This is a genomic window from Hydrogenophaga electricum (assembly GCF_030160815.1).
In the GTDB taxonomy this organism is placed as follows: domain Bacteria; phylum Pseudomonadota; class Gammaproteobacteria; order Burkholderiales; family Burkholderiaceae_C; genus Hydrogenophaga; species Hydrogenophaga electricum.
Genome location: NZ_BSPB01000019.1, coordinates 46,709 through 72,203 on the forward strand (window position 1 = coordinate 46,709; position 25,495 = coordinate 72,203).

Below are 25,495 nucleotides of genomic sequence, written 5' to 3' on the forward strand. Positions count from 1 at the left end.
CCAAGGCCATGGATTACCCCGGAAACCTGTTTGTCGTGGCCGCCCCCAGCGGGGCCGGCAAGTCCAGCCTCGTGAAAGCCCTGATGGAGCTGGACAAGCGGGTCTCGCCCTCCGTGTCCCACACCACCCGCGCGCCGCGCGGCCAGGAGGTGCACGGCCGCGAATACTATTTCGTCAGCCACGAAACCTTCGACCAGATGGTCACGCAGAACGCTTTCCTGGAATGGGCCAGCGTGCACGGCAACCGCTACGGCACCTCCAAGACCGCCATCGAGCAGCGTATGTCCCAGGGGGTTGATGTGGTGCTGGAGATCGACTTCCAGGGGGCCATCCAGGTCAAGCGGATCTTTCCCAACGCGGTCCTGGTCTTCATCCTCCCCCCCAGTTGGGAGGAACTGCGCTCGCGGCTGGAGCGCCGCAACGAGGACAGTGCCGAAACCATCGAGCTGCGCCTGCAGAACGCGGCCCAGGAAATGGCCCACGCCCGGGAATTCGATTTCGTTATAATCAACGAGTTGTTCGAGCGTGCGCTTTTCGACCTGAAAGCCATCGTCCACGCTCAGCGCCTGCGTTATGGAGCGCAGCGCATCGCCCGCGCCGACACCTTTGGCGCCCTCAACATTCACTGACTTTCCGAGAGAACGCCATGGCACGCATCACCGTCGAAGACTGCCTGGAGAAAATCCCCAACCGTTTCCAGCTCGTGCTGGCCGCCACCTACCGCGCCCGCATGCTCAGCCAGGGCCACGCCCCCAAGATCGAGAGCAAGAACAAGCCGGCCGTGACCGCTCTGCGCGAAATCGCTGACGGCAAGGTGGGCCTGGAAATGCTCAAGAAGGTTCCGACCTGAGCGCGATCTTCCGGTAGTGCGCAGCCCCAGACGGGCAGCCCCGCCCCAACAAAAAGGCCCGCAACCGCGGGCCTTTTTGTTGGGGTCTCCATGCGGACAGTGCCCCTGCCAATCAGGCCGCGCCGATATTCGGCACCAGTGCACCCGCGTCGTGCCCGGCCTTGTACGCGGCCGTGAAAGCCAGCATGCGGTCGATCGGCTGCCGGGCACGCGGGATCAGCGCCGGATCCACCTCGATGGCGTTCAGCCCCCGCTCCAGCACCTGCGCAACCCCTTCCAGGCCGTTCATCGCCATCCAGGGACAGTGAGCGCAACTCTTGCAGGTGGCGCTGTTGCCGGCCGTGGGCGCCTCGAAGAACACCTTGTCGGGATTCTGCTGGCGCAGCACATGCATCATGCCGTTGTCGGTGGCAACGATGAACTCGCGGGCAGCCATTTCGCGGGCAGCCTTGAGAATGGCCGACGTGGAACCCACCGCATCGGCCAGCGCGATCACATCGGCCGGGCTTTCGGGGTGCACCAGCACCTTGGCCTGGGGATGCTCCTGCTTGAGCGCCTCCAGCTCGAAGCCCTTGAACTCGTCGTGCACGATGCACGAACCCGACCACATCACCATGTCGGCCCCGGTTTCGCGCTGGATGTAGGCCCCCAGGTGCTTGTCGGGCGCCCACAGAATCTTGTGCCCCTTGTCCTTGAGGGCCTGCACGATCTCCAGCGCACAGCTGGAGGTCACCAGCCAGTCGGCCCGGGCTTTCACCGCGGCGCTGGTGTTGGCGTAAACAACGACCGTGCGGTCCGGATGAGCATCACAGAACGCGCTGAATTCGTCGATCGGGCAGCCCAGATCCAGCGAGCAATTGGCGTCGAGATCGGGCATGAGCACGGTTTTCTCCGGGCTCAGGATCTTGGCCGTCTCGCCCATGAACCGCACCCCCGAAACCACCAGGGTGGTGGCAGCGTGGTCGCGCCCGAAACGGGCCATCTCCAGCGAATCGCTGACGATGCCCCCGGTTTCCATGGCCAGGTCCTGCAAGTCCGGGTGCACGTAATAGTGCGACACCATGACCGCGTTGCGTTCCTGGAGCAGGCGGCGAATGCGGTCCTTGAGCTCGGCACGCCGTTTGGGACCGGGCTCGACCGGCACGCGCGCCCAGGCATGCTGGGTCGGGCAGGCAGGCTGCTCGTACTCGACGTCAATGACGGCGGAATCGGAACTGTTCATGGCGGGGGCGACTGTCACGAAAACGCGGTATCAGGAATCAAAGAGCGTCGAAACGCATCGAAAAATCAATGGCCTTGACGTCCTTGGTCAAGGCACCGATGGAGATGCGGTCAACCCCGGTTTCTGCAAGGCCGCGCACGGTCTGAAAACTCACGCCGCCCGAGATTTCGAGGATGGCGCGACCGGCATTGAGGCGCACCGCTTCGCGCAGGGTCGGCAGGTCCATATTGTCCAGCAGGATCATGGTCGCACCGCAGCGGAGGGCTTCTTCGAGCTGCGGCAGGGTCTCCACCTCGATCTCCACAAACATGGCCTCGGGCGCGTCGGTCTGCACCTTCTGCAGAACGGCCGCCACCCCGCCTGCGGCGGCGATGTGGTTTTCCTTGATCAGGACCGCGTCGTACAGGCCGATGCGGTGATTCACCCCGCCGCCGGTCTTGACCGCGTACTTCTGCGCGAGGCGCAGCCCCGGCAGCGTCTTGCGCGTGTCGACAATGGCCGCGCGGGTGCCAGCGACCGCCTCGACGAATGCCCCTGTCTTGGTCGCCACGGCCGACAACAGTTGCAGGAAGTTCAGCGCCGTGCGCTCGGCGGTCAGCAGGGACTGGGCCCGGCCCTCGATCTCCAGCACCACCTGATCGGCACCGCAGCGCTGGCCCTCGGCCACGTGCCAGTGCAGGCGCGCCTGGGCATCGCAGGCCAGCACCGCCGCTTCCACCCAGGGGCCGCCGCAGATCACCGCCGGCTCGCGCGCCAGGATGCGGGCCCGCGCGGTCCGGCCGTTGTCCACCAGGGCAGCGGTCAGGTCACCGGTGCCGACATCTTCGGCCAGCGCGCGCGCCACATCGGCACGCGCCAGCGCGGCAAGGTCTTCGGCTGTGAAGTCAGACAAATGTTTCATGGGGGTCGAGCATACCGGGATCGAAATGACCAGATGGAATATAGTGCGCCCCACTGTGACCACCTCATGAGGAACAAACCATGAGCTCAACCAACACGAGCGGACCATCCGCCACGCCCTACGGCACGTTGCCGGCCGCTTCGCCTCTGCCGGCGCGCAAGCCGGTGAGCCTGCCGCGTCTGGCTGAAATGCGCGAACGCGGCGAGAAGATCACCATGCTCACCGCCTATGACGCCACATTTGCCGCCGTGGCCGATGCTGCCGGGGTGGAATGCATTCTGGTCGGCGACTCGCTGGGCATGGTCTGCCAGGGTCTGTCGAGCACCACCGGTGTCACGCTGGAGACCATGTGCTACCACACCGAAAGCGTGGTGCGGGGCCTGCGCCGGGTGCAGGGCACGGCCTGGGTGATCGGCGATCTGCCCTTTGGCAGTTACCACGAATCAAAAGAACAGGCCCTGCGCAGCGCAGCCGACCTGCTGCGCGCAGGCGCCCACATGGTCAAGCTCGAAGGCGGTGGCTGGACCGCCGAAACCGTGCGCTTCCTGGTCGAACGCGGCATTCCCGTGTGCGCCCACCTCGGTCTGACACCCCAAACTGTCCATGCCCTGGGTGGCTACCGGGTACAGGGGCGCGGTGACGCCGCTGCCCTGCAACTGCGCCGCCACGCGCTGGAGCTGCAGGACGCGGGCGCCGGCATGCTGGTGCTGGAAATGGTGCCGGCACTGCTCTCGGCGGAAATCACCACGGAACTGCAAACCTGCCACACCATCGGCATCGGCGCCGGCAAGGGAACCGCCGGCCAGGTGCTGGTCATGCACGACATGCTGGGCATCAATCTGGGCAAGAACCCCAAGTTTGTGCGCAACTTCATGGAAGGTCAGTCCAGCGTGCGAGACGCCATGGCGGCCTACGTGCGCGCCGTCAAGGACGGCAGCTTCCCCGACGACAGCCTGCACGCCTGGTAGACCCGTCCCCGCCAGAGGCCCGCCAGCCTCTGCCTGCTCATCGCTCCCTCATGAAAATCGTTCACACCATCGCCGACCTGCGCGCCGCGCTCGCGCCCTTTCAATCGCCGGCCCTCGTGCCCACCATGGGCAACCTGCACGAAGGCCACCTGCAACTGGTGCGTGCCGCCCGGCCGCTGGGCGACGTGACGGTGGCGTCCATTTTTGTCAACCGCCTGCAGTTTGCCCCGCACGAGGACTTCGACACCTACCCGCGCACCCTCGAAGCCGACTGCGCCAAGCTGGCCGCGCAGGGTTGTGATGTGGTGTTCGCTCCCTCGGAAAAAGAGCTCTACCCGGAACCCCAGGGCTTCAAGGTTCTGCCGCCCCCCGATCTGGCTGACATCCTGGAGGGCCACTTCCGGCCGGGCTTCTTCACCGGTGTGTGCACGGTGGTCATGAAGCTGTTTCAGTGCGTGTTCGCGACCGCCAGCCAGCCTGGCCATGCGATCTTTGGCAAGAAGGACTACCAGCAGCAGATGATCATCCGGCGCATGGTGCAACAGTTCAACCTGCCCGTGCACATCGTGGGCGTGGAAACCGAGCGGGCTGCCGATGGCCTCGCGCTGAGTTCGCGCAACGGCTACCTGAGTGACACCGAGCGTGCCGAAGCGGTGCAGCTCTCGCTCGCACTGCGCGCCTTGGCGCGCGATGCGCTGGCCGCCGGCCATGGATTGCCCGACCAGCTACCGGCACTGGAACAGCAAGCGCTCCAGGCCCTGGCCGGCCGGAACTGGAAACCCGACTACCTGACCGTGCGCCGGCGCACAGACCTGCAGCCGCCGACCGCCGCCGACGCAGCGGCACCGGCATCGCTGGTGGTGCTGGGCGCAGCCCGGCTGGGCCAGACCCGCCTGATCGACAACTTCGAAATCTGAGCCGGGCCCGGTGGGTGCCAGGGCGGCACTCGCCTTCAGAGCGCTTCGTCTTTCGGATCACGCCCCATAAGGGTTGCCACGGCTTCGGCGGGCTTGAGACGGCCTTCGAGCAAGGCCACCACGCCTTCGCTGATGGGCATCTCCACCCCGAGGGCACGGGCCCGCTGCACCACTGTGCGCGCGCTGTAAACCCCTTCGGCCACATGGCCCAAGGAGTCGACCGCCTGCCGCAAGCTCAACCCCTGGGCTAGCAGTTGGCCCACCTTGCGGTTGCGCGACAGATCTCCCGTGGCGGTGAGCACCAGATCGCCCAGGCCCGACAGCCCCATGAAGGTGTCGGCGCGCGCCCCCAGCGCCAACCCAAGCCGTGTCATTTCGGCCAGCCCGCGGGTGACCAGCGCGGCCCGCGCGTTGAGCCCCAGCGCCAGTCCGTCACAAAGGCCGGTGGCAATGGCCAGCACGTTCTTGACCGCACCGCCCACCTCGACGCCCACGATGTCTTCGTTGGCATAGACCCGCAGCGTGGGGCCATGGAATGCCGCGACCAGCGCCTCTCGAACACTGGCGTGTTCGCTGGCGGCAACCAGCGCTGTCGGCTGGCCCCGGGCCACTTCCTGGGCAAAACTCGGGCCGCTGAGCACGCCGGCCCGCAATTGCGGGGCCACGGCCGCCGCCACTTCATGCCCCATCAGACCCGCCACGCCCGGCTCTTGCGAAGACTCGAAACCTTTGCACAGCCACGCGACGGGCACGTGCAGCGTGCGCAAATAGGCCAACATGCCCCGCAGGGCGGCCATGGGCGAGCCGATGATGATCAGATCCGCCCGGGCCAGCAACCCGGCATCGGGCGACAGCGGCTCGTGGCTGACCTGCAGCACCGGCGGAAACGGATGCCCGGGCAGATAGCGCGTGTTTTCGCGCGCCGCCTGCATCTGGACCGCCTGGGCCGCATCGCGGGCCCAGAGCGTGACCTCATGGCAAGCGCCCGCATGCCCGGCGGCATTGACGGCCAGCGCCGTTCCCCAGGCACCTGCACCGAGGACGACGATCTTCATCCCCGGGTCCCGCTTATTGGGTGGCGCCGTTGGTCCCAGCCGCCTGTTGCTGCTCGTACATGGCCTGGAAGTTGATCTCGGCCAGGTGCACCGGCGGGAAGCCGCCGCGCTGGATCAGGTCGGCGACGTTGCCGCGCAGGTAGGGATAGACGATCTGCGGACAGGCAATGCCCATGATCGGCCCCATCTGTTCTTGCGGCAGGTTGCGGATCTCGAAAATGCCGGCTTGCTTGGCCTCGACCAGGAACACGGTCTTGTCCTTGATCTTGGTCTGCACCGTGGCGGTCACCGTGATCTCGTAGACGCCATCGGCCGCCGGGCTGGCTTCCACGCCCAGTTGGATATCGACCGACGGCTGTTCCTGCTCCAGCAGGATGGCGGGCGAATTGGGCTGCTCCAGAGAGGCTTCCTTCAGGTAGATGCGCTGGATCTGGAACACGGGATCTTGGTCGGCCATGATGTGCTTTCAAACGTCGGACAAAACAAAGCCCGCCGGGGAGGCGTCCCGCAGCGGGCACTGGGCGATTATCGCCTTTGCGCCAGAGGCCCCGGCAAGCGGGCCACCGGCTCAGCCCTGTTGCAACAGGGGAACCAGTCCGCCCTGGGCGTCCAGGGCGTGCAGGTCGTCACTGCCACCGACGTGGGTGGTTCCGATGAAGATCTGCGGCACGCTGGTGCGACCGGTGATGCGTGTCATCTCGGCACGCACATCCGGACGGCCGTCGACTACGATCTCTTCGTAATCGGTCACCCCCCGGCGCTGCAGCAGGGCCTTGGCACGGGCACAGTAGGGGCAGTAGTCGCTGGAATAGATGCGAACGTGCTGGGCCATGGCTCAGGCCTTCTCGACCGGTAGGCTCGCGCCGCGCCAGGCCGCCAGGCCGCCAGACAAGCTCTGCGCCTTCTCGTAGCCCAGCTTGCGTGCGACGGCCACCGCGCGCTTGGAACGCACGCCAGAGGCACAGACCAGAATCACGGGCAACGCCTTGTTCTTGACCACGGCAGGCAGGCGGCTTTCCAGGTCGGCCAGGGGCACGTTTTTGGCGCCAGCCACGTGGCCCGCCGCATATTCTTCGGGGCTGCAGACATCGACCACCACCGCTTTTTCACGGTTGATCAGTTGCACCGCGTCGGTCGGGTTGAGCGCACCGCTGCGCAGCACCGGCCACAACAACATGCCTCCGGAAACCACGGCCACGGCGATCAGGGTCCAGTTTTCGACAAAGAAACTCACAGGGTTCACCTTTCTGGGACAAGGCAGGGATTCTAAAATGTCTGGTTTACCAAGGCGCGGGCATGGCCGTTCTTTCTCTCCCCATGCTCTGACGACCCGCCCTCTCCGCCCAGAAACCGCTTCGCTCACTGCCGCACACCATGTACAAACTCGTCCTGATCCGCCACGGCGAATCCACCTGGAACCTCGAAAACCGTTTCACCGGCTGGACCGATGTCGATCTGACCCCCACAGGCGTGGCGCAGGCCCTGGAAGCCGGCCGGCTGCTCAAGGCAGAAGGCTGGGATTTCGACGTGGCCTACACCTCCGTGCTCAAGCGCGCCACCCACACCCTCTGGCATGTGCTGGATGCCATGGACCGCACCTGGCTGCCGGTGGTCAAGAGCTGGCGCCTCAACGAGCGCCACTACGGCGCGCTGCAGGGATTGAACAAAGCCGACATGGCCAAGCAATACGGTGAAGCGCAGGTGCTGGTCTGGCGCCGCAGCTACGACACCCCGCCGCCGGCGCTGGAACCGACCGATCCGCGTTGCGAACGCAGCGACCGCCGCTACGAAAAGCTCACGCCTTCCGACGTGCCCCTGACCGAATGCCTCAAGGACACCGTGGCCCGGGTCATCCCGTTCTGGAACGAGGCCCTGGCGCCGGCCATCAAGAGTGGCAAGCGCGTGGTCGTGGCCGCCCACGGCAATTCGATCCGCGCGCTGGTGAAATACCTGGACGGCATCTCCGACGCCGACATCGTCAGCCTGAACATCCCGAACGGCATTCCGCTCGTGTACGAGCTGGACGCCGAGCTCAAACCCATCCGCCACTACTACCTGGGCGATGCGGAAGCAGCAGCCAAGGCCGCCGCCGCCGTGGCGGCCCAGGGCCAGAAAGGCTGAGCCCGCGCGGCAAGGCGCTACAGCCTGCCGGGTTTTGGTGGAACCGCCAGGGCCTCGCAGCACTCCAAGGTGTATATTGATCCGGAATGGGCGCCTAAGCGCCCGGCCCGAGCTTGCGGGGAATGTTCATGGCGAAACAGATGAGTCCCAAACTCAAGATTGCCGGCTGGATTGCCGTCGGCGCAGTGGCAGGTGCCCTCACCACGGTGCAGTTGCAGGCGGTGGCGCGCAGCACCCTGGCGCCCCTGCCCCTGGAGGAATTGCAGCAATTGGCGGCCGTCTTCGGCATGGTCAAGACCGACTATGTGGAGCCGGTGGACGAAAAAAAGCTGATCTCCGACGCCATCGCCGGCATGGTGGCCAGCCTCGACCCCCACTCGCAGTATTTCGACAAGAAGTCGTTCAAGGAATTCCGCGAAGGCACTTCCGGGCGTTTCGTCGGCGTGGGCATCGAGATCACGATGGAAGACGGCCTGGTGAAGGTGGTGTCCCCCATCGAAGACTCCCCCGCTTTCCGCGCCGGCCTCAAGTCGGGTGACCTGATCACCAAGATCGACGACACCGCCGTCAAAGGCCTGACGATCAACGACGCGGTCAAGCTGATGCGCGGCGAGCCCCGCACCAAGGTGCTGCTGACCATCTTCCGCAAGGACGAGAACCGCAGCTTCCCGGTGACCATCGTGCGCGAGGAAATCAAGACCCAGAGCGTCAAGACGCGCGTGATCGAACCGGGCTACGCCTGGGTGCGCGTGTCCCAGTTCCAGGAGCGCACGGTCGACGACTTCGCGCGCAAGCTGGAAGACATCTACAAGGCCGACCCCCAACTCAAGGGCCTGGTGCTGGATCTGCGCAACGATCCGGGCGGCCTGCTCGACGCTGCCGTGGCCCTGTCGGCCGCGTTCCTGCCCGAAAACGTGACCGTCGTGTCCACCAACGGGCAACTGGAAGACAGCAAGTTCGTCTACAAGGCCGTGCCCCAGCACTACCTGCGCCGCGGCGGTACCGACCCGATCGCCCGCCTGACCCGCAACACCAACGGCGCGTTCAAGACCTTGCCGCTCGTGGTGCTGGTCAATGAGGGCTCGGCCTCGGCCAGCGAAATCGTGGCTGGCGCCCTGCAGGACCACAAGCGCGCCACCCTGCTGGGCAGCCAGACCTTCGGCAAGGGTTCGGTACAGACCGTGCGGCCGCTGGGGCCCGATACCGCCCTCAAGCTCACCACCGCGCGCTACTACACCCCCAACGGCACCTCGATCCAGGCCCGCGGCATCATTCCCGACCTGTTGGTCGACGAAACCGCCGAGGGCAATGTGTTCGCCGCCTTCCGCACCCGCGAAGCCGACCTGCAAAAGCACCTGATCGGCAAGGAAGAGGTCACCAACGGCCCCATGACGGATACCCAGCGCGCCGCCGAACAGCAACGCGAAGAAGCCCGCGAGCAGGCCCGCAAGCGCCTGGAGGAAGAAGCCAAGAAGAATCCGGGGCAGCGCCTGATCCCCGAGTTCGGCAGCGAGAAGGACTTCCAGCTCCAGCAGGCCCTGAATCGCCTCAAGGGGCAGCCGGTGGTGCTGAGCCAGTCACAGGCACCCCGGGAAGAAGAGAAGAAAGAAAACTGATCCCACAGCCCGCCTCCCCGGCGGGCTTTTCACTTTGGACGACCCACAACTCCTGCGCTATGCGCGCCACCTGTTGCTCGACGAGATCGGCGTCGAAGGGCAGGAGCGCCTGCTGGCTTCACACGCGCTGATCATCGGCGCTGGCGGCCTGGGATCGCCCGTTGCGCTCTATCTGGGCAGCGCGGGTGTGGGACGTCTCTCGGTGGTGGATGCCGACACCGTCGATGCCACCAACCTGCAGCGTCAGATCGCGCACACCCTGGCCCGCATCGGCCATGCCAAGGTCGACTCCGTGCGCGAAGCCGTGGCCGCCATCAACCCCGACCCGGTGGTCACGGCACACGCCGCACACGCCGACGACGCCCTGCTCGCGCGACTGGTACCCACTGCGGACGTGGTGATCGACTGCACCGACAACTTTGCCACCCGCCAGGCCATCAACCGCGCCTGTGTCGAACATGGCAAACCGCTGGTCTCGGGAGCAGCCCTTCGCCTGGACGGCCAACTGAGCGTTTTCGACCCGCGCGATGCGGCGTCGCCCTGTTATGCCTGCGTGTTTCCACCCGACGCCGCGGTTGAGGAAACCCGCTGCGCCACGATGGGGGTGCTGGCGCCGCTGGTGGGGATCGTGGGCACACTGCAAGCCACCGAGGCGCTCAAACTGCTGGCGGGGCTGGGTTCGCGCATGACGGGGCGGCTGCTGATGGTGGATGCCCGCGACCTGCGCTTCGACGACGTGCGCCTGCAGCGCGACCCCGCCTGCCCGGTCTGCGGCACCCGCTCAGCGGTTTGAAGCGCCCGCGCGTGGTGCTTTCGGCGCAGACGGCGGGCACGGACCGTACCGGCGCCGGAAGTCACCCGGCCACTCCGGCGACGCCTCGGCAAACACCCCACGCCGGGCCGCCCGGGCCCGCGCTTCTTCCGCCGCATACGGGCCCGGGTTGAAGCGCCAGCGGTACGACCAGGCATGCCCCTGCGCGACCAGCCAGGCGGCGACATCCGTTTGCCGCTGGGACAGCCTTACCAGCGGCCGGCCGTAGTGGTCGCGTCGGCGCTCGCGCACCTGAACCACCCGCCGCTCTATCCGTTCCGCCAGGGCGTCACGCGCGGCCAACCCGCCCGACTGGCAGATTTCGGGCGCGTCGATGCCGTCCAGCCGCAGTTTGCGGGGCCGGCCATCGGGCAAGGGTCGCACCCACAAGGTGTCGCCGTCGAACACGCGCTCGACGCGGGCCTCGTACACCCGCTCGCGCGATGCATCGGCCGCCCGCGCAGGAAGGCCGGCCACCAGGCACGCCAGGGCGAGCCACGCGATCTCACCCTTCATACGGCCATGTAGCGGCCAGGCCTGTGGTTGATGGCCAGGGTCATGTTGAGCACCACCGCCCCCACCACCGACCAGGCAATGTGCGTCCAGTCGGTCACGGCGAAAGCCGCCACCACGATCGCACAGTCCAGCGCCATCTGCACATGCCCGGCGCGCCACCCCCAGTGCTCCTGCAACCAGAGCACCAGCACGTTGAATCCGCCCAGGCTGGCCCGGTGCCGAAACAGCATGAGCATGCCGGTACCCGTCAGCAAGCCACCGGCCACAGCGGCAAATGGCGTCACCAAAGCGCCAATTTCCAGCCAGCGCGGCACCGCCTCGGCGAACACGGCCAGCAGGCCGACCGCCGCGAAGGTCTTGGCCGTGAACAGCGGCCCCATGCGCCGCCAGGCCAGCACGTAAAAAGGCAGGTTGATCACGAAGAACACGAGGCTGAAATTCCAGCCCATGGCGTAGTGCAGCAGAAAGGCCAGACCAGCGGTCCCGCCGGTGAGCAAGCCTTCATGGCGGAACAGCACCACGCCCATGGCGACAAAAAGCGTCCCGATCAGCAGGGCCTGCAGGTCTTCGTGGGGTGCATGGCGGGTCTTGGCAGCGGGCACCAGCGGCGGTGCGGCATCGGGCGCCGAGGCTTCATCTGGCGGGGTGGCGGGAGAGGTCATGGCTCGCTTCGGGGATTCACAGGCAAACGCGCGAGTGTGCCTCAGTGGTCACGCCAACCGGTTTGACGCGGGTCAGGAAGCGGCTCGGCGCTCACGATCCAACCCTCCAGCGGATCGAAGTCGGGCAGGCCGTAGCGGACATCGCCTTGCGCGTGGCGGTGAGCCGCCCAGGCCGCCTGCAGCAGGCACAGCACGGCGTCCAGGCAGTCGCCGGTGGCATCGTCCGCCAAGGCGTCGCGCTGGGCGTGGGAGAGTTTGAGCCGGATGCCCGCTGCCTGCAGCAGAGGTGCCTGGCCCGTCTCGAGCGCGTCGATCAGGCTGCGCCGCGCGATCAGGCGCTCGGAGGTCTGGCGCTGCCGGTCATCGCTCTTGTAGGGTTGCCGCCCCAGCACGCTGCGCGCCAGCAGTCCCGGATACGCCTCCAGCGCCACACGCTGCGTGTCCCCCGGGAGCAGGCCCGGCAGATGCACCCCGGCATCGATCAGGCGCGGCATGCCGGCCTGCAGCATGAAGGCGACCGGCGGGTTGACCCACTTCATGCTCGGGCTGGCTCCTGCCGGCCCGTCGGTCGCCCGATGCGCGAATTTCCCCCCCACAGGGCGCGCGTCGCAAAAGGCCGCAAACAGCTCGCGAAGCTGCGCGCGCTCCAGCGCCGCGCTGTGGCGTATGCAGGCCAGCCAGTCGGTGGGCCAGCCCAGCGCGGCCACCAGCTCGCGCGGCCAACCAAAAGGCAAATCGAAACCACCGATCCAGCCTGCCTCATCGGCTGGTCGGGCGATCCAGGCCTGCCAGGCGTCCAGCGACTCGAAGGTATCCAGCCGGTCCAGGCGCACACGCGGGCCTTCGCGCCAGCCCACGGCCAAGGTGATGGGTTTGCGGCGAGACGGCGCACTGCTGAAGTCGCAGCCCAGCAATTGCACAGGCGGGGTGGTCATGACCGCGGTTTCCGGGGCCGGGCACACCGGCCCGGCTCATCAGGGCGAATTCAGGCGCGCCCGATGATGCTGGCGGTGGCCATCAGCTCTTCCAGCAAGGCCAGCGAGACCTTGCCCGAGACGCTGTAGGGATCGAATTCCGGGCGCTCGGAGTACTTGAGCACGATGGAGGTGTTGAGCTTGGACAGGTTGACCTGGCCCATCGTCCAGCCGCCAAAGCGGCGCTCGCTGATTTCTTCGTAGTGCAGCAGCACCACGTCGGTGTGGCGCCCGTCGGCCACGATGTGGTTGTACAGATTGTTGACCGCGTGCCGGCCGCCTTCGATCGCCTGCAGGAAGATGCCGCCGCCGTAACAGAGCACGCCCGTGATGCCTTTGTGCAGGTTGTGGGCGCGGGAAACTTCGAGGATCGACTCGATCGCGGACTTGGAACACTCCTTGTCCACGGAGCGGCTGACGTAGAGCAGGCGAACCAGCATGGCGACGGATCAGACAGATTGGCGGGGAATCAGGGACAGGAACTCGCGGCGCAGGGTGGCGTCCTTGAGGAAAACGCCCCGCATCACCGAGTTGATCATTTTGCTGTCCATGTCTTTCACGCCGCGCCACGACATGCAGTAGTGGCTGGCTTCCATGACGATGGCCAGGCCATCGGGCTGGGTCTTTTCCTGGATCAGGTCGGCCAGTTGCACCACCGCCTCTTCCTGGATCTGCGGACGGCCCATGACCCATTCGGCCAGGCGCGCGTACTTGGACAGGCCGATCACGTTGGTGTGCTCGTTGGGCATGACGCCGATCCAGATCTTGCCGATCACCGGGCAGAAATGGTGGCTGCAGGCACTGCGCACGGTGATGGGCCCGACGATCATCAGCTCGTTGAGATGCTCGGCGTTGGGGAATTCGGTGATGGCCGGCCCCTTCACGTAGCGGCCGGCGAAGACCTCCTTGAGGTACATCTTGGCCACGCGGCGCGCCGTGTCACCCGTGTTGTGGTCACTCTCGGTGTCGATCACCATGCTGTCCAGCACGCCCTGCATCTTGTCCGTCACTTCTTCGAGCAGCTTGTCCAGCTCACCCGGTTCGATGAACGCGGCGATGTTGTCGTTGGAGTGAAAGCGCTGGCGAGCCTCGCGCAGACGCTCGCGGATTTTCACGGAAACGGGCACGCCCTCTTCCTGCGCGGCGGCATTGTCAGGAGTCATGTCGGCATCGGATTTCATGAGCATCCGGGCATGCTAACACCGCCGCTTCCCGCCCCCAAGCCCGGGAAACAATGGCCTTGAACCGGTTGCGCCTTCAGTAGCGGTGCCCGGTCACGAACAGGCTGGCGCGCATGATGCCGAACGCCATGCGGTCCAACACCCGCTGCCGCCAGGGCCGGTGCGCCAGGGTCTGCAGGTCCAGGCGCTGGCCGCTGCGGGCCATGATGGTGTCCAGGCAGTCGTGCAACAGGCTGCCGAAGCGCCGGTCCGTTGTGAGCACATTGGCCTCGCGGGCCAGCAGCAGCGAGAGCGGATCGAGATTGGTCGACCCCACGGTGGCCCAGCGACGGTCCACCACGGCCACCTTCGCGTGCAACGCGCTCGGCGCGTACTCATGGATTTCGATTCCGGCCTGCAGCAACTGGTGGTACACCGGGCGTGCGGCGTGGTACTGCAGGAAATGTTCGTACTTGCCCTGCAACAGCAGCCGCACCCGCACACCGCGCCGCGCCGCGAGCAACAGCGCCTTGCGCAGGCGCCGCCCCGGGATGAAATAGGCGTTGGCAATCACCACGTCGTGCCGCGCGCGGCCGATCGCCTTGAGGTAGGCCCGCTCAATGTCGCTTCGGTGTGTCACGTTGTCCCGCAGCAGCAACACCGCCGACGCGTCGTTGACCCCCCTCGGCGGCAGCGAGTCGTCGTCCGCGTCGGGCGATTCGGCCGCACCGTCCCAGCGCGCCCCACCCAGGCCGGAGCGCACATCGATGGCCGCCAGCAGACGCGAGAAATCTCCCACCGGACTCAAGGCCCGCAAGGCTTCCCAGGCAGCCTTGAACTCGCGCTGGCGGGCCTTGCGCACCGCCTGCAGGCGCCACCACAGCTGCTCCATGGTGTCCACCATGTCGTCCACCAGCGGGCCCGCCACCCGCAAGGAAAAATCCAGCCGCGGCACCTGTAGGTGGCCCAGCGCGACGTCCTCATGGTCATCAATGATGTTGATGCCGCCACAGAAACCCAGGGTGCCGTCCACCACGCAAAGCTTGCGGTGCAGTCGCCGCCAACTGCTGGGAATGAGCAGGCCAAAGCGCCCCAGCGGCGCGTAGGTCACCCAGCGCACACCGGCCTGCGCAAAACGCTGCCGCCATTCGGTTGGCATGCTGGGCGTGCCCACACCGTCGATGACGAGACGCACGGTCACCCCACGCCGGGCAGCGCGCTCCATCGCTTCGGCCACGGTCAGCGCCGCCCCGGCGAACTCGAAGATGTAGGTTTCGAGGTGGATCACCGTGCGCGCCGCGTCCATGGCTTCGACCAGGGCCGGGAAGAACGCCTGCCCCCCCTGCAGCAACAGCAACTGGTGCCCGCGCCGCAGCCAGCGGGGACCTGACGCGGCCGCCGGGTCCGGCGCAGGCGGCGTGTTCACAGCAGACCCAACTCCGCGATCAGGGGCAGGTGATCCGACATGCGCGACCAGGCGCGGCCGTGCGGCACGTGCGCGGACAACGGTTTCAGCCCACGCATATAGATACGGTCGAGGTGCAGCAGCGGCAAGCGCGAGGGATAGGTGGGCAGCCGGATGCCATCGAACGTTCGCAGGCCCAGATCGGCCATGGGTCGCAGCAACTGCGCACCCCAGTCGTTGAAGTCGCCAGCCACGATCAGCGGGTCGTTCTCGGGCACCTCGCGCACCAGAAACTGCCCCAGCCGCTGCACCTGGCGTTCCCGGCTGGCGTGGATCAGGCCCAGATGCACCACCACCACGTGCACCAGGCGGCCGTCAACGAGCACCTGCACATGCAGCAGGCCACGCTGTTCAAAGCGGTGATCCGACACGTCGGTGTGCCCGGTTCCCAGCACCGGCCAGCGCGACAGCAGGGCGTTGCCGTGCTCGCCGTGGCGGGTGTAGGCATTGGTCATGTAGACCGACTCATACCCTTCCGGGGAGAGGTAGCCTGCCTGATCCAGATCCGGCCAGCGGGTGAAATAGCGCTCCAGCTTGCGGTGATGACGCCGCACTTCCTGCAGGCAGACGATGTCCGCATCAAACTGCTCGACGGCATGCGCCAGATTGTGGATTTCCAGCCGGCGCACCGGCCCCAGACCTTGCACGCCCTTGTGAATGTTGTAGGTGGCAACCCGCAAGGAACTCATGCTCGAATCATCGCACGGCGGCCCCTTCCCGGGAACGCCGCTGCGGATTCAGAACCCGCTTTCGCGCACCAGCACCGATGCCACCCGCCGGATGCCGCCAGCCAGCAGCGACTCGGGTTTGCCCTCGATACGCACGCGCACGGTCGCCATCTGCTGCGTGGGCAAGGGTTCGTCAAGCACAACGCGCACGCGGAACAGCGCATCGCGCAGCACCCGGCCGCCCTGGGCCTGGCGCGAAGGGTCCGGCAGCGTGGCGAGCGGCCCCCCGTGGTTGGCATCGAGCATGGGCGTCGGCAGGTACTGGGTGCGGGACACGTCGATCGCGTCCACACGCCCGGTCGCCCAGGCCATGGCGCTTGACAGCAGCCGCACGCGCACGGCATCTCCGGTGCGCAGACGGCCGAGATCGGCCTCCGGCACGTAGGCGTCGACCACCCACCGACTGGGGTCCATCAGCACCGCCAGCGGTTCGCGCGATTTGACCCAGACCCCAGGCGCCAGGCCGGGGTCGATGTCCTGCAACTCACCGTCGAAAGGGGCGCGCAGCGTCAGACGTTCGCGCTCGTCCTGGTTGAGTTTCTGCTCGGCCTCGAAATACGCCTTCTGCGATTGCAGGGTCTGGCGCTGGGCCTCACCATCCTCCAGACCGAGCAAGCCGGCGATCTGCCGCTCGCGGGCCAAGGCGAGCTGGCGCGACTTGTCCTGCGCGATGCTCAGCACCTCGGAGTCCAGCACGAACAGCACGTCACCGGTCTTGAAGGAGCGCTGCGCCGGCATGTTCACAATCTGGGCCGCAAAGGGCGCATGGATCTGCTGCTGCTCCTGCGCATGCAGCCAGCCATAGCCCATCACCCGGCTGCTGAACGGAAACAACAGTACGGCCAGCACCACGGCCAACCCGATCCAGAACCCGCGGCGCCGGTTGGGCAGGATTTCAGCGCGGCGCTCTTTCCACACGGCCAATTCTTTCATCACGGGTTTGCCAATGAACCAGGTCAGTTCCACCGCCATCAGGATCAGCCCGAGCACCTTGAAAAAGAACAGGTACACCAGCAGCGCGATGCCCAGAAACACCGTGAAGCGGTAGATCCAGGTGATCAGGGCAAAAGTGATCAGCGCACGGCGCTTGGGCGCGGCGAAATGTTCGGGCCAGGCGTCCCGGAAACCCAGCAGGGTGCGGCGCAGCCACACCCGCGCCTGCCCACCCGCGCGTTCGTGCAGATTGGGCATGTCGACCAGATCGCTGGCGATGAAGTAGCCATCGAAGCGCATGAACGGACTGGCATTGATTGCCAGCGTCAGCACCCAACTGGTGGTCGCCAGGAAAAACAGGCCGTTGCGCACAGAGCCTTCAGGGGCCAGCGTCCAGAGCAGCGTGGCGATCCCCGCGAGGGCCATTTCCACCGCAATGCCGGCACTGGCGATGGCCAGACGCTGGCGGGCGCTCTGCAGACGCCAGCTCTCGCTCGTGTCCGTGTAGAGCATGGGCAGCATCACCAGAAAGGCCACCCCCATGTGCGCCACCCGCACGCCATACCGTGTGGCGGCCAGCGCGTGCCCGATTTCGTGCAAGGTCTTGGCGAGCGCCAACGCCACGCCGTAGCCGATCACCCCGGTCAGGGTGAGGTTGTCGACAAAGGTGTGGGTAAAGACATCCCACTGGCGGGACACCAGATACACGCCGGTCAAGGTGATCAGGCCGATGACCAGCGCCACGAACGACATGTTCACCCGCTCCAGCGTGGGTCGCAGGGCGGCCAGCCAGCGCTGTGGCCGCACCAGCGGCACCCGAACGAACAGGTAGTTGTGCAGCAGCCATTCGAAAAAAGTGCGCTGCATGCGCTGGTGCAAGCCCTGCACCCGCTCCACGTCGGCCTTGGAAATTACCCGCAGCAGTTGGTTGTCGGCAAGGAATTTTCCCAGGCGCTGCACGTCTTCGGGCACCACATTGAGGGGCGTCTCGCGGTTGACCTGCGCCACCAGCGAAGCCACATCGTTGTCGGCCCAGTGCACGAGCAACTCGAAGTCGAGCCAGCCGATCCGGAAAAACCGGTTGGTCACCGGGTCCTGGATCATCCAGGCTGGCGAGCCGTCTTCGTTGGGCGCCGCGGGAAACAGGATCAACTCGTCCCGGATGGCGGGCAGGGGCACTTTGCGCGGCCGAGCCTTCACCTGGCGCGGCAAGGACATCGCCACCCCGGATTTCGGGGCTTGTGCGCCAGCGCTCACAGCCCGGTCCATTCCCGAAGCTGGGCCAGGGGACGGCGGAACAGGTAGTAGCCCAGCAGCACCCAGTCACCGGAAATGCGGGCCGTGCCGCGCAGACCGATGCGCGGAATCTCGGTGCCTTCGGCAAAGCGCGCCCGCAACCGGTAGGAAGCCACGCCGTCCGGGCTTTCGGACGCCTGATAGCTGGTTTCGATCAGCGCGGCCGGACGCGGGCTCAGCGGTTCGGTGTGCAGGAACAGGCGCACGGGTGCGCCGGTATCGAGGTTGATCGCGTCGGACACGCCGAGCCAGACCAGTACGCCACCATCTTCGGGCTGGGCCAGTTGCATGACCCGCTCGCCAGTGACCACCGGCCGGCCGATCCAGTCATTCGGGTCGGTGTAAATGGCGATGCCGTCGCGGTCCGCGCGCACTTCCACCCGCTGGGCCTGGGTGTCGATGGCGGCCAGCTCGGCCTCCTTCTCGCGCACACGACCGAGCGCCACCGCGACTTCGGCTTTGCTCTTGGTGTCGTCGAAGGCGCGCTGCTGGGCCACATGGGCGTCGGCCTGCGCCACTTCCAGCGACTTGCGCGCCACCTGCAACCGGTTGGCCAACGCCGAGTCGTCGAGCGAGAACAGCAGGTCGCCAGCCTTGACCCGGGTATTGGGCGAGACCGCAAACGAACCGATGACCCCGTCCTGCGGCGCAGCCACGGCCAGTGCATTGAGCGCCACCACCTCGGCGGGTGCCAGCACCGACAGGCGCACCGGGATGAACAGCAGCGCCACCACGGCCGCGACCAGCTTCCAGCGATGGCGCTTGCCGAACAGGCGCCGCACCCGTGCCCAACGCGACTGCCCGGAACCACCGAGTGCTTGCTGGCAGTAGCCATAGGTAGCGTGCAGGCGCGACAGCAGCACCAGCTCGCGCTCGGTCCATGGTTCTTCGCGTGCGTACAGGACGAAGCCCAGAAAGTCCCCGCGAGACCGGCGCAGCGGCACCAGCAGCAGGTGCTCGGGCAACCATTCGCTCCAGCCTTGGACATCGTCGGGCGCCGCGTCGGCCAGGTCCAGGCGGTGGATTTCGCCATCGCGGGGCAACCGCTGCGCGAACCGGCTGAGCCAGATCGCGAACGGGGAGTCGTTGGCGACACTGACCAGTCCCGACGCCGACACCAGCTTGGGGGCCCCCATCTGCATGTCGAACAGCGCTGCCTGCCGATACGGCACCAGCGCATGGGTCTCGTTGACGATGGTGAAGCGCAGCGCGGCCAGCGTCTGCGCTTCCTGCGCCCGGGCTTCGATCTGCAGCAGCAAGCCCAGATCTGCGGCGTCCGTCATGTCTCAGCGCATGCCGGCAAAACTCGCCACGCCACTCATCCCGGGACGCAGCTCGGCATGCGACTTCAACAGCGTGCCTTCCAGCTCGATCGTCTGGCTCACCGGATCGATGCGGCTGTTGATGCGGCGCACCTTCGCCGGGTAGGTCTGCCCCGTTTCGTCGATGGTGACCTCGAAATCGTGGTCCATCTTGATGCTCGACACCCAGCGAGAGGGCACGTTGAGCTTGAGCAGCAGCAAGCCGCTGCGCACCAGATCCAGCAGAGGCTGGCCCGCAGCCACCGTCATGTGGCTGCGCACATGCAGTTTGGCCGTCTGGCCATTCCAGGGCGCCCGGATCGAGCACTGCGACACCTGGAACTGGTACAGATCAATCTGGGCCTTGGTCTTGGCGACGGCACTGGCGGCCAGCGCCACTTCCACGTCGCTGGCCTGCTCCAGGCCCTGCATGCGCAGCTTGGCTTCGTACTGGTCGGTGGCTGCCGCCTGTTCGGCCTTGGCCATCGCCAGGCGCGCCTGGGGCTCTTCGCAGTCCAGCGACACCAGCACCTGGCCCTGACGGAAAGGCAGGCCCAGCCCGACGTGCAGGGTATTGATCTTGCCCGGCACCGGACTGGCCAGCGTGGTTTCCCCCGCCGGCAGTACCAGCACACGGATCGCCTCGCCCGCCGCGGGCGCCGTCCGCGTCGCGGATTGGGCATGAGAGAAGAAGGTGGCCCCGGCCAGGCACAAACCCAGCACGGCACCCGCAGTTGCTCGTAGACGCATGTCAGTCAATGCTCAGCCAGTTCTTGAGGTCACCCATGTTCGCATTGAGCGCCGCCGTCAGGCTGGCTTCATAGATCGAGGCACGGGCATTGGCCGGTATTGTCGTGGCAAAACGCGCCTGCTGCTGCTGGCCCGCCTCGTCGGTCATGTTCAGCACCCAGGCGGCCTTTTCCAGGCCCGCTCGGTCGGTCGACTCGAAAGCCAGTTGCAGCGGACGGCCATTCTGGGCATCGGTCTCGATCTGGTGGCGGCTCAGGAACTCGGTCACCAGCGCCTTCATGCGCACCTGCTGCACCGGATCGGTGATGCCGGCGAGCTGGACGTTGACCGACGGCGCGCGGCCGAACAGGTTGGAGGACAAGGCAAAGGCGTCCTTCTCCGTGGCCTGCAGGTGGCCCTTGACGCGCTGGGTCAGCGCCGGCAGATCGTTGGCCTCGAAGTCGTCGGCAATCGGATCGAAACCGATGGTGTTGTACAGACGACCGAAGGCGATGTGGGCGTTGGCGTAGGCGTTGGCACGCTGGTAGGCCCCCAGCACGGCGCGGGCCTGGGTGCGGATGGCTTCCAGTTCGCTGTCCAGCTTGGCGGTGACCGAAGCCTTGGTGTAGGCGGCCAGGCGAGCATCCACCTGAGCGGCCTGATCGGCCAGTTTGAAGTCTTCCAGGGCCATGCGGTAACGCTCGGCACTCACGCGGGTCTGCGTGAGGATGGCCATCGACAGCGCCATGCGGCGGGCTTGGTCGGTAGCTTCCTGGTACTTCTGGGCATCCTTGAGCGAAGGCAGCGCCACCAGACGCATCAGGTTCCAGGCAATGTTGGCACTGCCTTCGGTCCAGCTGTTGTTGAGCAGGAAGACGTTGGAGTCGTGCTTGCGGCCATAGCTCAGCGAGATGCCGGGCAGCATGGCCAGGATCTGCTTGCGGGCTTCGTCCGCGGTGATGCGCTTGCGGAAGTCTTCTTCACGCAGTTCGGGACGCTGCAGCAGCGCCGCCTCTTCCAGCTTGACCAGATCGCGCGGAGCGGCCGGCAGGGCGGTCTCGGTGGCTTCGGCCACGCGGAAGTCGACACCCGGAGGCACGTTCATCAGGGCGGCAAGTTCGCGCTTGGCGAAATCCAGGTCTTGACGGCGCTGGTTCAACAGCGTGGTCGCGTCCAGCAGGGCACGCTGGTAGGCCAGGGCCAGGTTCGGCGGAATCACCTTCTGGGTTTCGGCTTCGCGGGACCGGTTGAGGGCCAGCGAGGCACGCTGCACCACCTCGTCGGCCTGGGCGTTCAGGCGCTGTGCGCCCAGCGCGCGCCAGTAGGCCGCACGCACGTCCTGCAGCAGGTTCTGCACCACCTTGCGGCGACGTTCTTCCGCGATCAGGAACTGGTCACCCTGCTGGCGGGCACGGTAGTAGGAAACACCGAAATCCAGCACGTTCCAGGAAAACTCGATGCCGCGCAGGGAGCGGTTGCGCTCGTCCGAAGAAGTGGGACGGTCGGACACCTCGCCGTCGAGGATGCCGATGCTGGTGCCGCCCGAATAGTTGTTGCGGCTGCTGTAACCGGCCGAAGCCACGACCTGCGGCAGCATGTCGTAGCTGGCGTAGTCGGTCAGGCCCATGGCCAGTGCCGACTCCATCTTCTTCAGCCGGTAGTCCAGGTTGTACTTCATGGCCCGGGCAACGGCCTCTTCCAGCGACACCGGTGCACTGATGGGTGCCTGGTTTTCGTACATGCGGGCGGTATCTTCTTTCACCCGGTCCCGCACTTCGTCGGCCGTGAGGGCGCGAGGTGTCACGGAGCAACCGGCCACCACAGCCGTCACCGCCAGTGCAACCAGGGTCCGCACGATGGCGGTGGAGGAGTTCTTGTCGTTCATCTTCATGTCCTTGTCAGAAATCGGATTCAGCTGATAACGGTGGTACGGGTGATCGGGCGAGCGCCAAGGCTTCGGTCCTTGGCCAGCCTTTCCAGTTGGCCCTTCAGGCCAACAGCGGCCCGAGGCTTGACCACATCCTTGGCAGGGGCCTCGGCAGCGCGGTCATCGGTCGGTGCGGCAGCACGGGCCTCGCCCTTCTCGGGCGCCTGTGCCTTGGTCGCCGGCTTGGGGGCTTCGGCCTCAGGAGCCGGCTTCTCAGCGGCTTCCTGCGGCTTGGGCGCGCCCAGGGCGAACGGATCGATCAAGGTATCGAAGCCCGGCGTGGCGGAGTTGTAGCCGTCGATCGCCGCAGAACGAAGTTGGGACTCCAGTTGCGAAGAACGGACCGCGTGCTGCACGAACAGGTTCGGCGCCATGGCCACCGGCTGGTAGCGCACCGCATGCTGGACATGCAGTGCCGGGCGGAAATCGGCCACCTCGCCAAATGCACGCTCGCGAATCAGGGTCACGCCGGCATCGCGGTCGCTGCTCTCGAACAGCAGGCTGTCCGGCACCTGGGCCAGCGCCTCGCCCCAGAGCGGCGCTGCGAGCTGCAGGCCGCCCAGCGGCGATGCATACAGGCTGCGCTCGGCGTTGGCGTCTCCCACGGCATAGAGCACGTGCAACTGGTTGCTGGTCCCTGGTGGCAGGGTGGGCACCGTCGGCGCAGGCGACACCGGATCGCGTTCCCAGCCCGGCTGGGTTGGCGATTCGGGGGCAGGCGCTGGAACCGGTGCCGGTGCCGGTGCCGGGGCGGGAGCCGGCGGCGGGCTTGGCTGGGGCGCCGGAGCCGGTGCCGGAGGCTTGGCTGGCACATCGGTCAGCGTCAGCGTGGCGGTGGCCGTCGCACCATCCGGGTCGGAGATGGTGTAGGTGGCCACGGGCACGGGACCCGCGTAGCCATCGACCGGATCGAAGGTGTAGCTGCCATCCGGGTTGATCACCAGGGTGCCCACGCCCACGATCGTCGCGGTCGTTCCCGCCGGGAAAGTCTCGGCCTCACCGTCGCCATCGGTATCGATGCTGAACTCGGTTACCGTCAGCGGATCCCCATCGACATCCGAGTCGTTGGTGAGCACGTTGCCCGAAACCGGGGCATCGGGGACCGTGGTCCGCACATCGTCCACTGCCACCGGGGGATCGTTGACCGGCCGGATGATGATGTGGATCACCGCATTCGAGGTTTCCCCATCCGGGTCACTCACGGTGTAGCCCACTGGAATCGGCGTGAGGCTGTTGAAGTTCTCCTCTGGCGTGAAGGTCAGGCTGCCATCCGGATTCATCGTGATCACACCGATGGGCGTGGTGCCGTCGGCCGGATCAAAGATGGTGACCGGTGTGGACGGATCGATGGGCTGGCCATTGATTTCCTTGATGGTCAGCGGATCGCCCTCGGGGTCGAGATCGTTGGTCCGCGGATCAAAGGACACCGGCTGGTCTTCTTGACCGGTCACATGATCGTCGTACGCAGCCGGTGGGTCGTTGGAGGCATCCACCACCAGGATCAGGGTCCCCGTATCGGTCGCGCCATCCGGGTCGCTAACGGTGTAGGTGACAGGCGGAACCGGGCCTTCGAAACCATCCTCAGGCTCAAAGGTGTAACTGCCATCCTCACCGATCTCCAGCGTCCCCACGTTGGGGATCACGATGGGTGTACCGGGCAGGTAGGTCTCTGGCGTGCCATCGCCATCGGTATCCACTTCGATACCCACCACCGTCAGCGGATCACCGTCCGGATCGCTGTCGTTGTCCAGCACGTTGCCTGTGGCCGTTTCGTTCGGCGGGATCACCTGGCGATCGTTTTCTGCGACCGGGGCATCGTTGAGCCCATTGACCGTGATGGTCAGCGTGGTCGTCGCCGTCAGGCCTGCCGCATCCTTGACCGTGTAGGTGAACACGTCGTCCCGCGACTCGCCAGCCGCCAGCGCCTGCGCCGCTGCATTGGGCACGTAGGTGTAGCTGCCATCGGGGCGCAGCGTTAGGGTGCCCCAGCTGCCCGCGACCGCCGCGTTCACGTTGGCGGCGCTGCCGTTGACGGCAGAAACCGACAGGCTGTCGCCATTCGGGTCGATGTCTGCACCAGGGCCATGGATCACACCCTGCGCGGCGTCCACCACCAGCGGAGTGTCTTCGTCCGTGACATTGGTGTCCGGCAGGGCCTCGGGAGGCAGATTGGGTTCACCCACGTTCACCGTCACCGTGGCCGTGGAAGGTTCACCACTCGGGTCCGTGACCGTGTATTCGAACGTCACCGGACCGCTGGTCCCGGGTTCGGGAACAAACGTGACCGTGCCATCCGGATTGAGCGTCACCGTGCCCACCGGATCCCCCGAGACCGGGTCGTTGATGATCACGGGCGTACCGGGCGTCACCGGCGTACCGTCGATTTCCCGCACGGTCAAGGGATCGCCGTCCGGGTCGTTGTCGTTGCCCACCACATCGATCGTGACGGGCTCATCCGGGCCCGTCGTCACGGTGTCGTCGTTCGCCACCGGTGGATCGTTGACCGGCGTCACCGTGACCTTGACCGGCGCCGTCAGCTCCTTGCCCGACTGGTCCTGCACCGTGTAGGTGAAGTCCACGTTGCCGTTGAAGTTCTCGGCTGGCGTGAAGACCAGGGTGTCGTCCGTCGGATCGTCGGGTGTTCCCCCGTTGTCCAGCGACACGGTGCCCACGGGCAAGCCCGTGGTGCTGTCCACGATTTCCACCGGCGAGCCCACCACGATCGGCTGGCCATTCACTTCCTTGATCGTCAGCGGCCCTTCACTGCCCGGATCGTCGTTACCAAGCACATCGATGGTCACGGGCGTGTCTTCCGGCGTGGTGGCCGAATCGCCCACCACCGACGGAGTCTCGGTGCCCTTTTCCACCGTGATGGTCAGGGTCGCCTCGTCCGCACCGCCATCGTTGTCGCTGATCGCGTACGTCACCGTAGGCACGTTGCCCGAGAAACCTTCCACCGGCGTGAAGGTGTAGCTGCCATTGGCCCGGATCACCAGTTCGCCAACGCCAGCGATGACCGCAGTCTCTCCGGCGGCAAAGCTCTCCGGAGTGCCGTCATCGTCGGTATCCACTGTGAAGCCCGTGAGCGTCAGTGGATCGCCATCCGGGTCGCTGTCCCGGCCCGCGCCCGTGTTGTCTGTCAGCACATTGCCGCTGATCGGCACGTTTTCCACCGTCGTGCGGACATCGTCCGTGGCCACCGGCGGCGGGTTCACCGGCTCGACCGTGATCGTGCCTTCGAACGTACCACCCTGGCCGTCGCTCACCGTCACCGGGATCACGATCGGGCCGTTGTTGTCCACCGGCGGTGTCACCGTCAGCACGCCCGTGCTCGGGTCGTACT

At 66.3% G+C, this 25,495-nt stretch carries 25 protein-coding genes; 7 read left to right on the forward strand and 18 right to left on the reverse strand.

Going from position 1 to position 25,495, the window contains the following annotated elements; translation table 11 throughout:
* Positions 1-8: 8 nt before the first annotated feature.
* Together gmk and rpoZ are read left to right on the forward strand one after the other, a co-directional pair.
* Entirely contained in the window at positions 9-629 is a 621-nt protein-coding gene (gene gmk, locus QQK43_RS12700) for a guanylate kinase (RefSeq protein ID WP_234266844.1), read from the forward strand.
* Positions 630-646: 17 nt separating this feature from the next.
* Positions 647-850, forward strand: coding sequence for a DNA-directed RNA polymerase subunit omega (gene rpoZ / locus QQK43_RS12705; RefSeq protein WP_234266845.1), 204 nt, complete (start codon positions 647-649; stop codon positions 848-850).
* A gap of 112 nt (positions 851-962) precedes the next feature.
* Here the strand turns inward: rpoZ and nadA are convergent, their stop codons facing one another.
* Together nadA and nadC are read right to left on the reverse strand one after the other, a co-directional pair.
* Complete coding sequence (gene nadA / locus QQK43_RS12710) at positions 963-2,072, reverse strand: quinolinate synthase NadA (protein WP_234266846.1); 1,110 nt, start codon at positions 2,070-2,072, stop codon at positions 963-965.
* Positions 2,073-2,109: 37 nt separating this feature from the next.
* Positions 2,110-2,973 carry a carboxylating nicotinate-nucleotide diphosphorylase gene (nadC, locus tag QQK43_RS12715; RefSeq protein WP_284308075.1) on the reverse strand — a complete coding sequence of 288 codons (864 nt, stop codon included), beginning with the start codon at positions 2,971-2,973 and terminating at the stop codon, positions 2,110-2,112.
* Between the two features lie 80 nt (positions 2,974-3,053).
* Here nadC and panB point away from each other — a divergent pair, with 80 nt between their 5' ends.
* The gene (gene panB / locus QQK43_RS12720) at positions 3,054-3,941 is read left to right on the forward strand and encodes a 3-methyl-2-oxobutanoate hydroxymethyltransferase (protein WP_234266848.1); all 888 of its coding nucleotides are present in this window, start codon (positions 3,054-3,056) and stop codon (positions 3,939-3,941) included.
* A 50-nt stretch (positions 3,942-3,991) separates the two neighbouring features.
* On the forward strand, positions 3,992-4,858 hold the full coding sequence (panC, locus tag QQK43_RS12725) for a pantoate--beta-alanine ligase (protein WP_234266849.1): 867 nt from the start codon (positions 3,992-3,994) through the stop codon (positions 4,856-4,858).
* Positions 4,859-4,893: 35 nt separating this feature from the next.
* Here the strand turns inward: panC and QQK43_RS12730 are convergent, their stop codons facing one another.
* From QQK43_RS12730 to QQK43_RS12745, 4 genes are all read right to left on the reverse strand, one after another.
* Positions 4,894-5,913 carry an NAD(P)H-dependent glycerol-3-phosphate dehydrogenase gene (locus tag QQK43_RS12730; RefSeq protein WP_284308076.1) on the reverse strand — a complete coding sequence of 340 codons (1,020 nt, stop codon included), beginning with the start codon at positions 5,911-5,913 and terminating at the stop codon, positions 4,894-4,896.
* A gap of 13 nt (positions 5,914-5,926) precedes the next feature.
* Positions 5,927-6,370, reverse strand: coding sequence for a protein-export chaperone SecB (gene secB, locus QQK43_RS12735; protein WP_234266852.1), 444 nt, complete (start codon positions 6,368-6,370; stop codon positions 5,927-5,929).
* A gap of 111 nt (positions 6,371-6,481) precedes the next feature.
* Positions 6,482-6,745 carry a glutaredoxin 3 gene (gene grxC, locus QQK43_RS12740; RefSeq protein WP_284308077.1) on the reverse strand — a complete coding sequence of 88 codons (264 nt, stop codon included), beginning with the start codon at positions 6,743-6,745 and terminating at the stop codon, positions 6,482-6,484.
* Positions 6,746-6,748: 3 nt separating this feature from the next.
* Positions 6,749-7,090 carry a rhodanese-like domain-containing protein gene (locus QQK43_RS12745; RefSeq protein ID WP_370465270.1) on the reverse strand — a complete coding sequence of 114 codons (342 nt, stop codon included), beginning with the start codon at positions 7,088-7,090 and terminating at the stop codon, positions 6,749-6,751.
* Between the two features lie 197 nt (positions 7,091-7,287).
* On the opposite strand from QQK43_RS12745, the gene gpmA reads away from it, so the two are divergent.
* The 3 genes from gpmA (at position 7,288) to QQK43_RS12760 (ending at position 10,443) form a co-directional block, all read left to right on the forward strand.
* Positions 7,288-8,034, forward strand: coding sequence for a 2,3-diphosphoglycerate-dependent phosphoglycerate mutase (gene gpmA, locus QQK43_RS12750; RefSeq protein ID WP_284308079.1), 747 nt, complete (start codon positions 7,288-7,290; stop codon positions 8,032-8,034).
* 140 nt (positions 8,035-8,174) lie between these two features.
* On the forward strand, positions 8,175-9,650 hold the full coding sequence (locus tag QQK43_RS12755) for a S41 family peptidase (protein ID WP_284308080.1): 1,476 nt from the start codon (positions 8,175-8,177) through the stop codon (positions 9,648-9,650).
* Between the two features lie 34 nt (positions 9,651-9,684).
* Entirely contained in the window at positions 9,685-10,443 is a 759-nt protein-coding gene (locus QQK43_RS12760) for a HesA/MoeB/ThiF family protein (protein WP_284308081.1), read from the forward strand.
* Here QQK43_RS12760 and QQK43_RS12765 read toward each other — a convergent pair.
* The 12 genes from QQK43_RS12765 to QQK43_RS12820 form a co-directional block, all read right to left on the reverse strand.
* Entirely contained in the window at positions 10,432-10,977 is a 546-nt protein-coding gene (locus tag QQK43_RS12765) for a thermonuclease family protein (protein WP_284308082.1), read from the reverse strand. The genes QQK43_RS12760 and QQK43_RS12765 overlap by 12 nt on opposite strands.
* A complete protein-coding gene (locus QQK43_RS12770; RefSeq protein WP_284308083.1) occupies positions 10,974-11,639 on the reverse strand; it encodes a YitT family protein in 666 nt (221 codons plus the stop codon). Before QQK43_RS12770 ends, QQK43_RS12765 begins: the two co-directional genes overlap by 4 nt.
* 41 nt (positions 11,640-11,680) lie before the next feature.
* A complete protein-coding gene (locus QQK43_RS12775) occupies positions 11,681-12,574 on the reverse strand; it encodes a DUF429 domain-containing protein (RefSeq protein WP_284308084.1) in 894 nt (297 codons plus the stop codon).
* Between the two features lie 50 nt (positions 12,575-12,624).
* Complete coding sequence (locus QQK43_RS12780; RefSeq protein ID WP_234266861.1) at positions 12,625-13,053, reverse strand: BLUF domain-containing protein; 429 nt, start codon at positions 13,051-13,053, stop codon at positions 12,625-12,627.
* 9 nt (positions 13,054-13,062) lie between these two features.
* Entirely contained in the window at positions 13,063-13,800 is a 738-nt protein-coding gene (gene folE / locus QQK43_RS12785; protein WP_284308085.1) for a GTP cyclohydrolase I, read from the reverse strand.
* A gap of 70 nt (positions 13,801-13,870) precedes the next feature.
* Positions 13,871-15,199 carry a cardiolipin synthase ClsB gene (gene clsB / locus QQK43_RS12790; RefSeq protein ID WP_284308086.1) on the reverse strand — a complete coding sequence of 443 codons (1,329 nt, stop codon included), beginning with the start codon at positions 15,197-15,199 and terminating at the stop codon, positions 13,871-13,873.
* The gene (locus QQK43_RS12795; protein WP_234266863.1) at positions 15,196-15,927 is read right to left on the reverse strand and encodes an endonuclease/exonuclease/phosphatase family protein; all 732 of its coding nucleotides are present in this window, start codon (positions 15,925-15,927) and stop codon (positions 15,196-15,198) included. The genes clsB and QQK43_RS12795 overlap by 4 nt, the downstream gene beginning before the upstream one ends.
* Positions 15,928-15,975: 48 nt before the next feature.
* Positions 15,976-18,117 (reverse strand): site-2 protease family protein, encoded by a 2,142-nt coding sequence (locus QQK43_RS12800; RefSeq protein ID WP_284308087.1) that lies wholly within the window; start codon positions 18,115-18,117, stop codon positions 15,976-15,978.
* Positions 18,118-18,152: 35 nt separating this feature from the next.
* Entirely contained in the window at positions 18,153-19,478 is a 1,326-nt protein-coding gene (locus tag QQK43_RS12805) for an efflux RND transporter periplasmic adaptor subunit (protein WP_284308088.1), read from the reverse strand.
* Positions 19,479-19,481: 3 nt separating this feature from the next.
* Positions 19,482-20,246: an efflux RND transporter periplasmic adaptor subunit gene (locus tag QQK43_RS12810; protein ID WP_284308089.1), complete on the reverse strand. Its 765-nt coding sequence runs from the start codon at positions 20,244-20,246 to the stop codon at positions 19,482-19,484.
* A gap of 1 nt (position 20,247) precedes the next feature.
* Positions 20,248-22,110 carry a TolC family protein gene (locus QQK43_RS12815; protein ID WP_234266868.1) on the reverse strand — a complete coding sequence of 621 codons (1,863 nt, stop codon included), beginning with the start codon at positions 22,108-22,110 and terminating at the stop codon, positions 20,248-20,250.
* A gap of 26 nt (positions 22,111-22,136) precedes the next feature.
* Positions 22,137-25,495, reverse strand: a 3,359-nt coding sequence (locus QQK43_RS12820) for an Ig-like domain-containing protein (protein WP_284308090.1), incomplete at its 5' end; no start/stop codon positions are given.

What these genes read in the sequence shown, in the direction of transcription:
- gmk (WP_234266844.1), top strand. Translation starts at nt 9, where the DNA reads ATGGATTACCCCGGAAACCTGTTTGTCGTGGCCGCCCCCAGCGGGGCC.
- rpoZ (WP_234266845.1), top strand. Translation starts at nt 647, where the DNA reads ATGGCACGCATCACCGTCGAAGACTGCCTGGAGAAAATCCCCAACCGT.
- nadA (WP_234266846.1), bottom strand. Translation starts at nt 2,072, where the DNA reads ATGAACAGTTCCGATTCCGCCGTCATTGACGTCGAGTACGAGCAGCCT.
- nadC (WP_284308075.1), bottom strand. Translation starts at nt 2,973, where the DNA reads ATGAAACATTTGTCTGACTTCACAGCCGAAGACCTTGCCGCGCTGGCG.
- panB (WP_234266848.1), top strand. Translation starts at nt 3,054, where the DNA reads ATGAGCTCAACCAACACGAGCGGACCATCCGCCACGCCCTACGGCACG.
- panC (WP_234266849.1), top strand. Translation starts at nt 3,992, where the DNA reads ATGAAAATCGTTCACACCATCGCCGACCTGCGCGCCGCGCTCGCGCCC.
- QQK43_RS12730 (WP_284308076.1), bottom strand. Translation starts at nt 5,913, where the DNA reads ATGAAGATCGTCGTCCTCGGTGCAGGTGCCTGGGGAACGGCGCTGGCC.
- secB (WP_234266852.1), bottom strand. Translation starts at nt 6,370, where the DNA reads ATGGCCGACCAAGATCCCGTGTTCCAGATCCAGCGCATCTACCTGAAG.
- grxC (WP_284308077.1), bottom strand. Translation starts at nt 6,745, where the DNA reads ATGGCCCAGCACGTTCGCATCTATTCCAGCGACTACTGCCCCTACTGT.
- QQK43_RS12745 (WP_370465270.1), bottom strand. Translation starts at nt 7,090, where the DNA reads ATGTTGTTGTGGCCGGTGCTGCGCAGCGGTGCGCTCAACCCGACCGAC.
- gpmA (WP_284308079.1), top strand. Translation starts at nt 7,288, where the DNA reads ATGTACAAACTCGTCCTGATCCGCCACGGCGAATCCACCTGGAACCTC.
- QQK43_RS12755 (WP_284308080.1), top strand. Translation starts at nt 8,175, where the DNA reads ATGAGTCCCAAACTCAAGATTGCCGGCTGGATTGCCGTCGGCGCAGTG.
- QQK43_RS12765 (WP_284308082.1), bottom strand. Translation starts at nt 10,977, where the DNA reads ATGAAGGGTGAGATCGCGTGGCTCGCCCTGGCGTGCCTGGTGGCCGGC.
- QQK43_RS12770 (WP_284308083.1), bottom strand. Translation starts at nt 11,639, where the DNA reads ATGACCTCTCCCGCCACCCCGCCAGATGAAGCCTCGGCGCCCGATGCC.
- QQK43_RS12775 (WP_284308084.1), bottom strand. Translation starts at nt 12,574, where the DNA reads ATGACCACCCCGCCTGTGCAATTGCTGGGCTGCGACTTCAGCAGTGCG.
- QQK43_RS12780 (WP_234266861.1), bottom strand. Translation starts at nt 13,053, where the DNA reads ATGCTGGTTCGCCTGCTCTACGTCAGCCGCTCCGTGGACAAGGAGTGT.
- folE (WP_284308085.1), bottom strand. Translation starts at nt 13,800, where the DNA reads ATGCTCATGAAATCCGATGCCGACATGACTCCTGACAATGCCGCCGCG.
- QQK43_RS12795 (WP_234266863.1), bottom strand. Translation starts at nt 15,927, where the DNA reads ATGAGTTCCTTGCGGGTTGCCACCTACAACATTCACAAGGGCGTGCAA.
- QQK43_RS12800 (WP_284308087.1), bottom strand. Translation starts at nt 18,117, where the DNA reads ATGTCCTTGCCGCGCCAGGTGAAGGCTCGGCCGCGCAAAGTGCCCCTG.
- QQK43_RS12805 (WP_284308088.1), bottom strand. Translation starts at nt 19,478, where the DNA reads ATGACGGACGCCGCAGATCTGGGCTTGCTGCTGCAGATCGAAGCCCGG.
- QQK43_RS12810 (WP_284308089.1), bottom strand. Translation starts at nt 20,246, where the DNA reads ATGCGTCTACGAGCAACTGCGGGTGCCGTGCTGGGTTTGTGCCTGGCC.
- QQK43_RS12815 (WP_234266868.1), bottom strand. Translation starts at nt 22,110, where the DNA reads ATGAACGACAAGAACTCCTCCACCGCCATCGTGCGGACCCTGGTTGCA.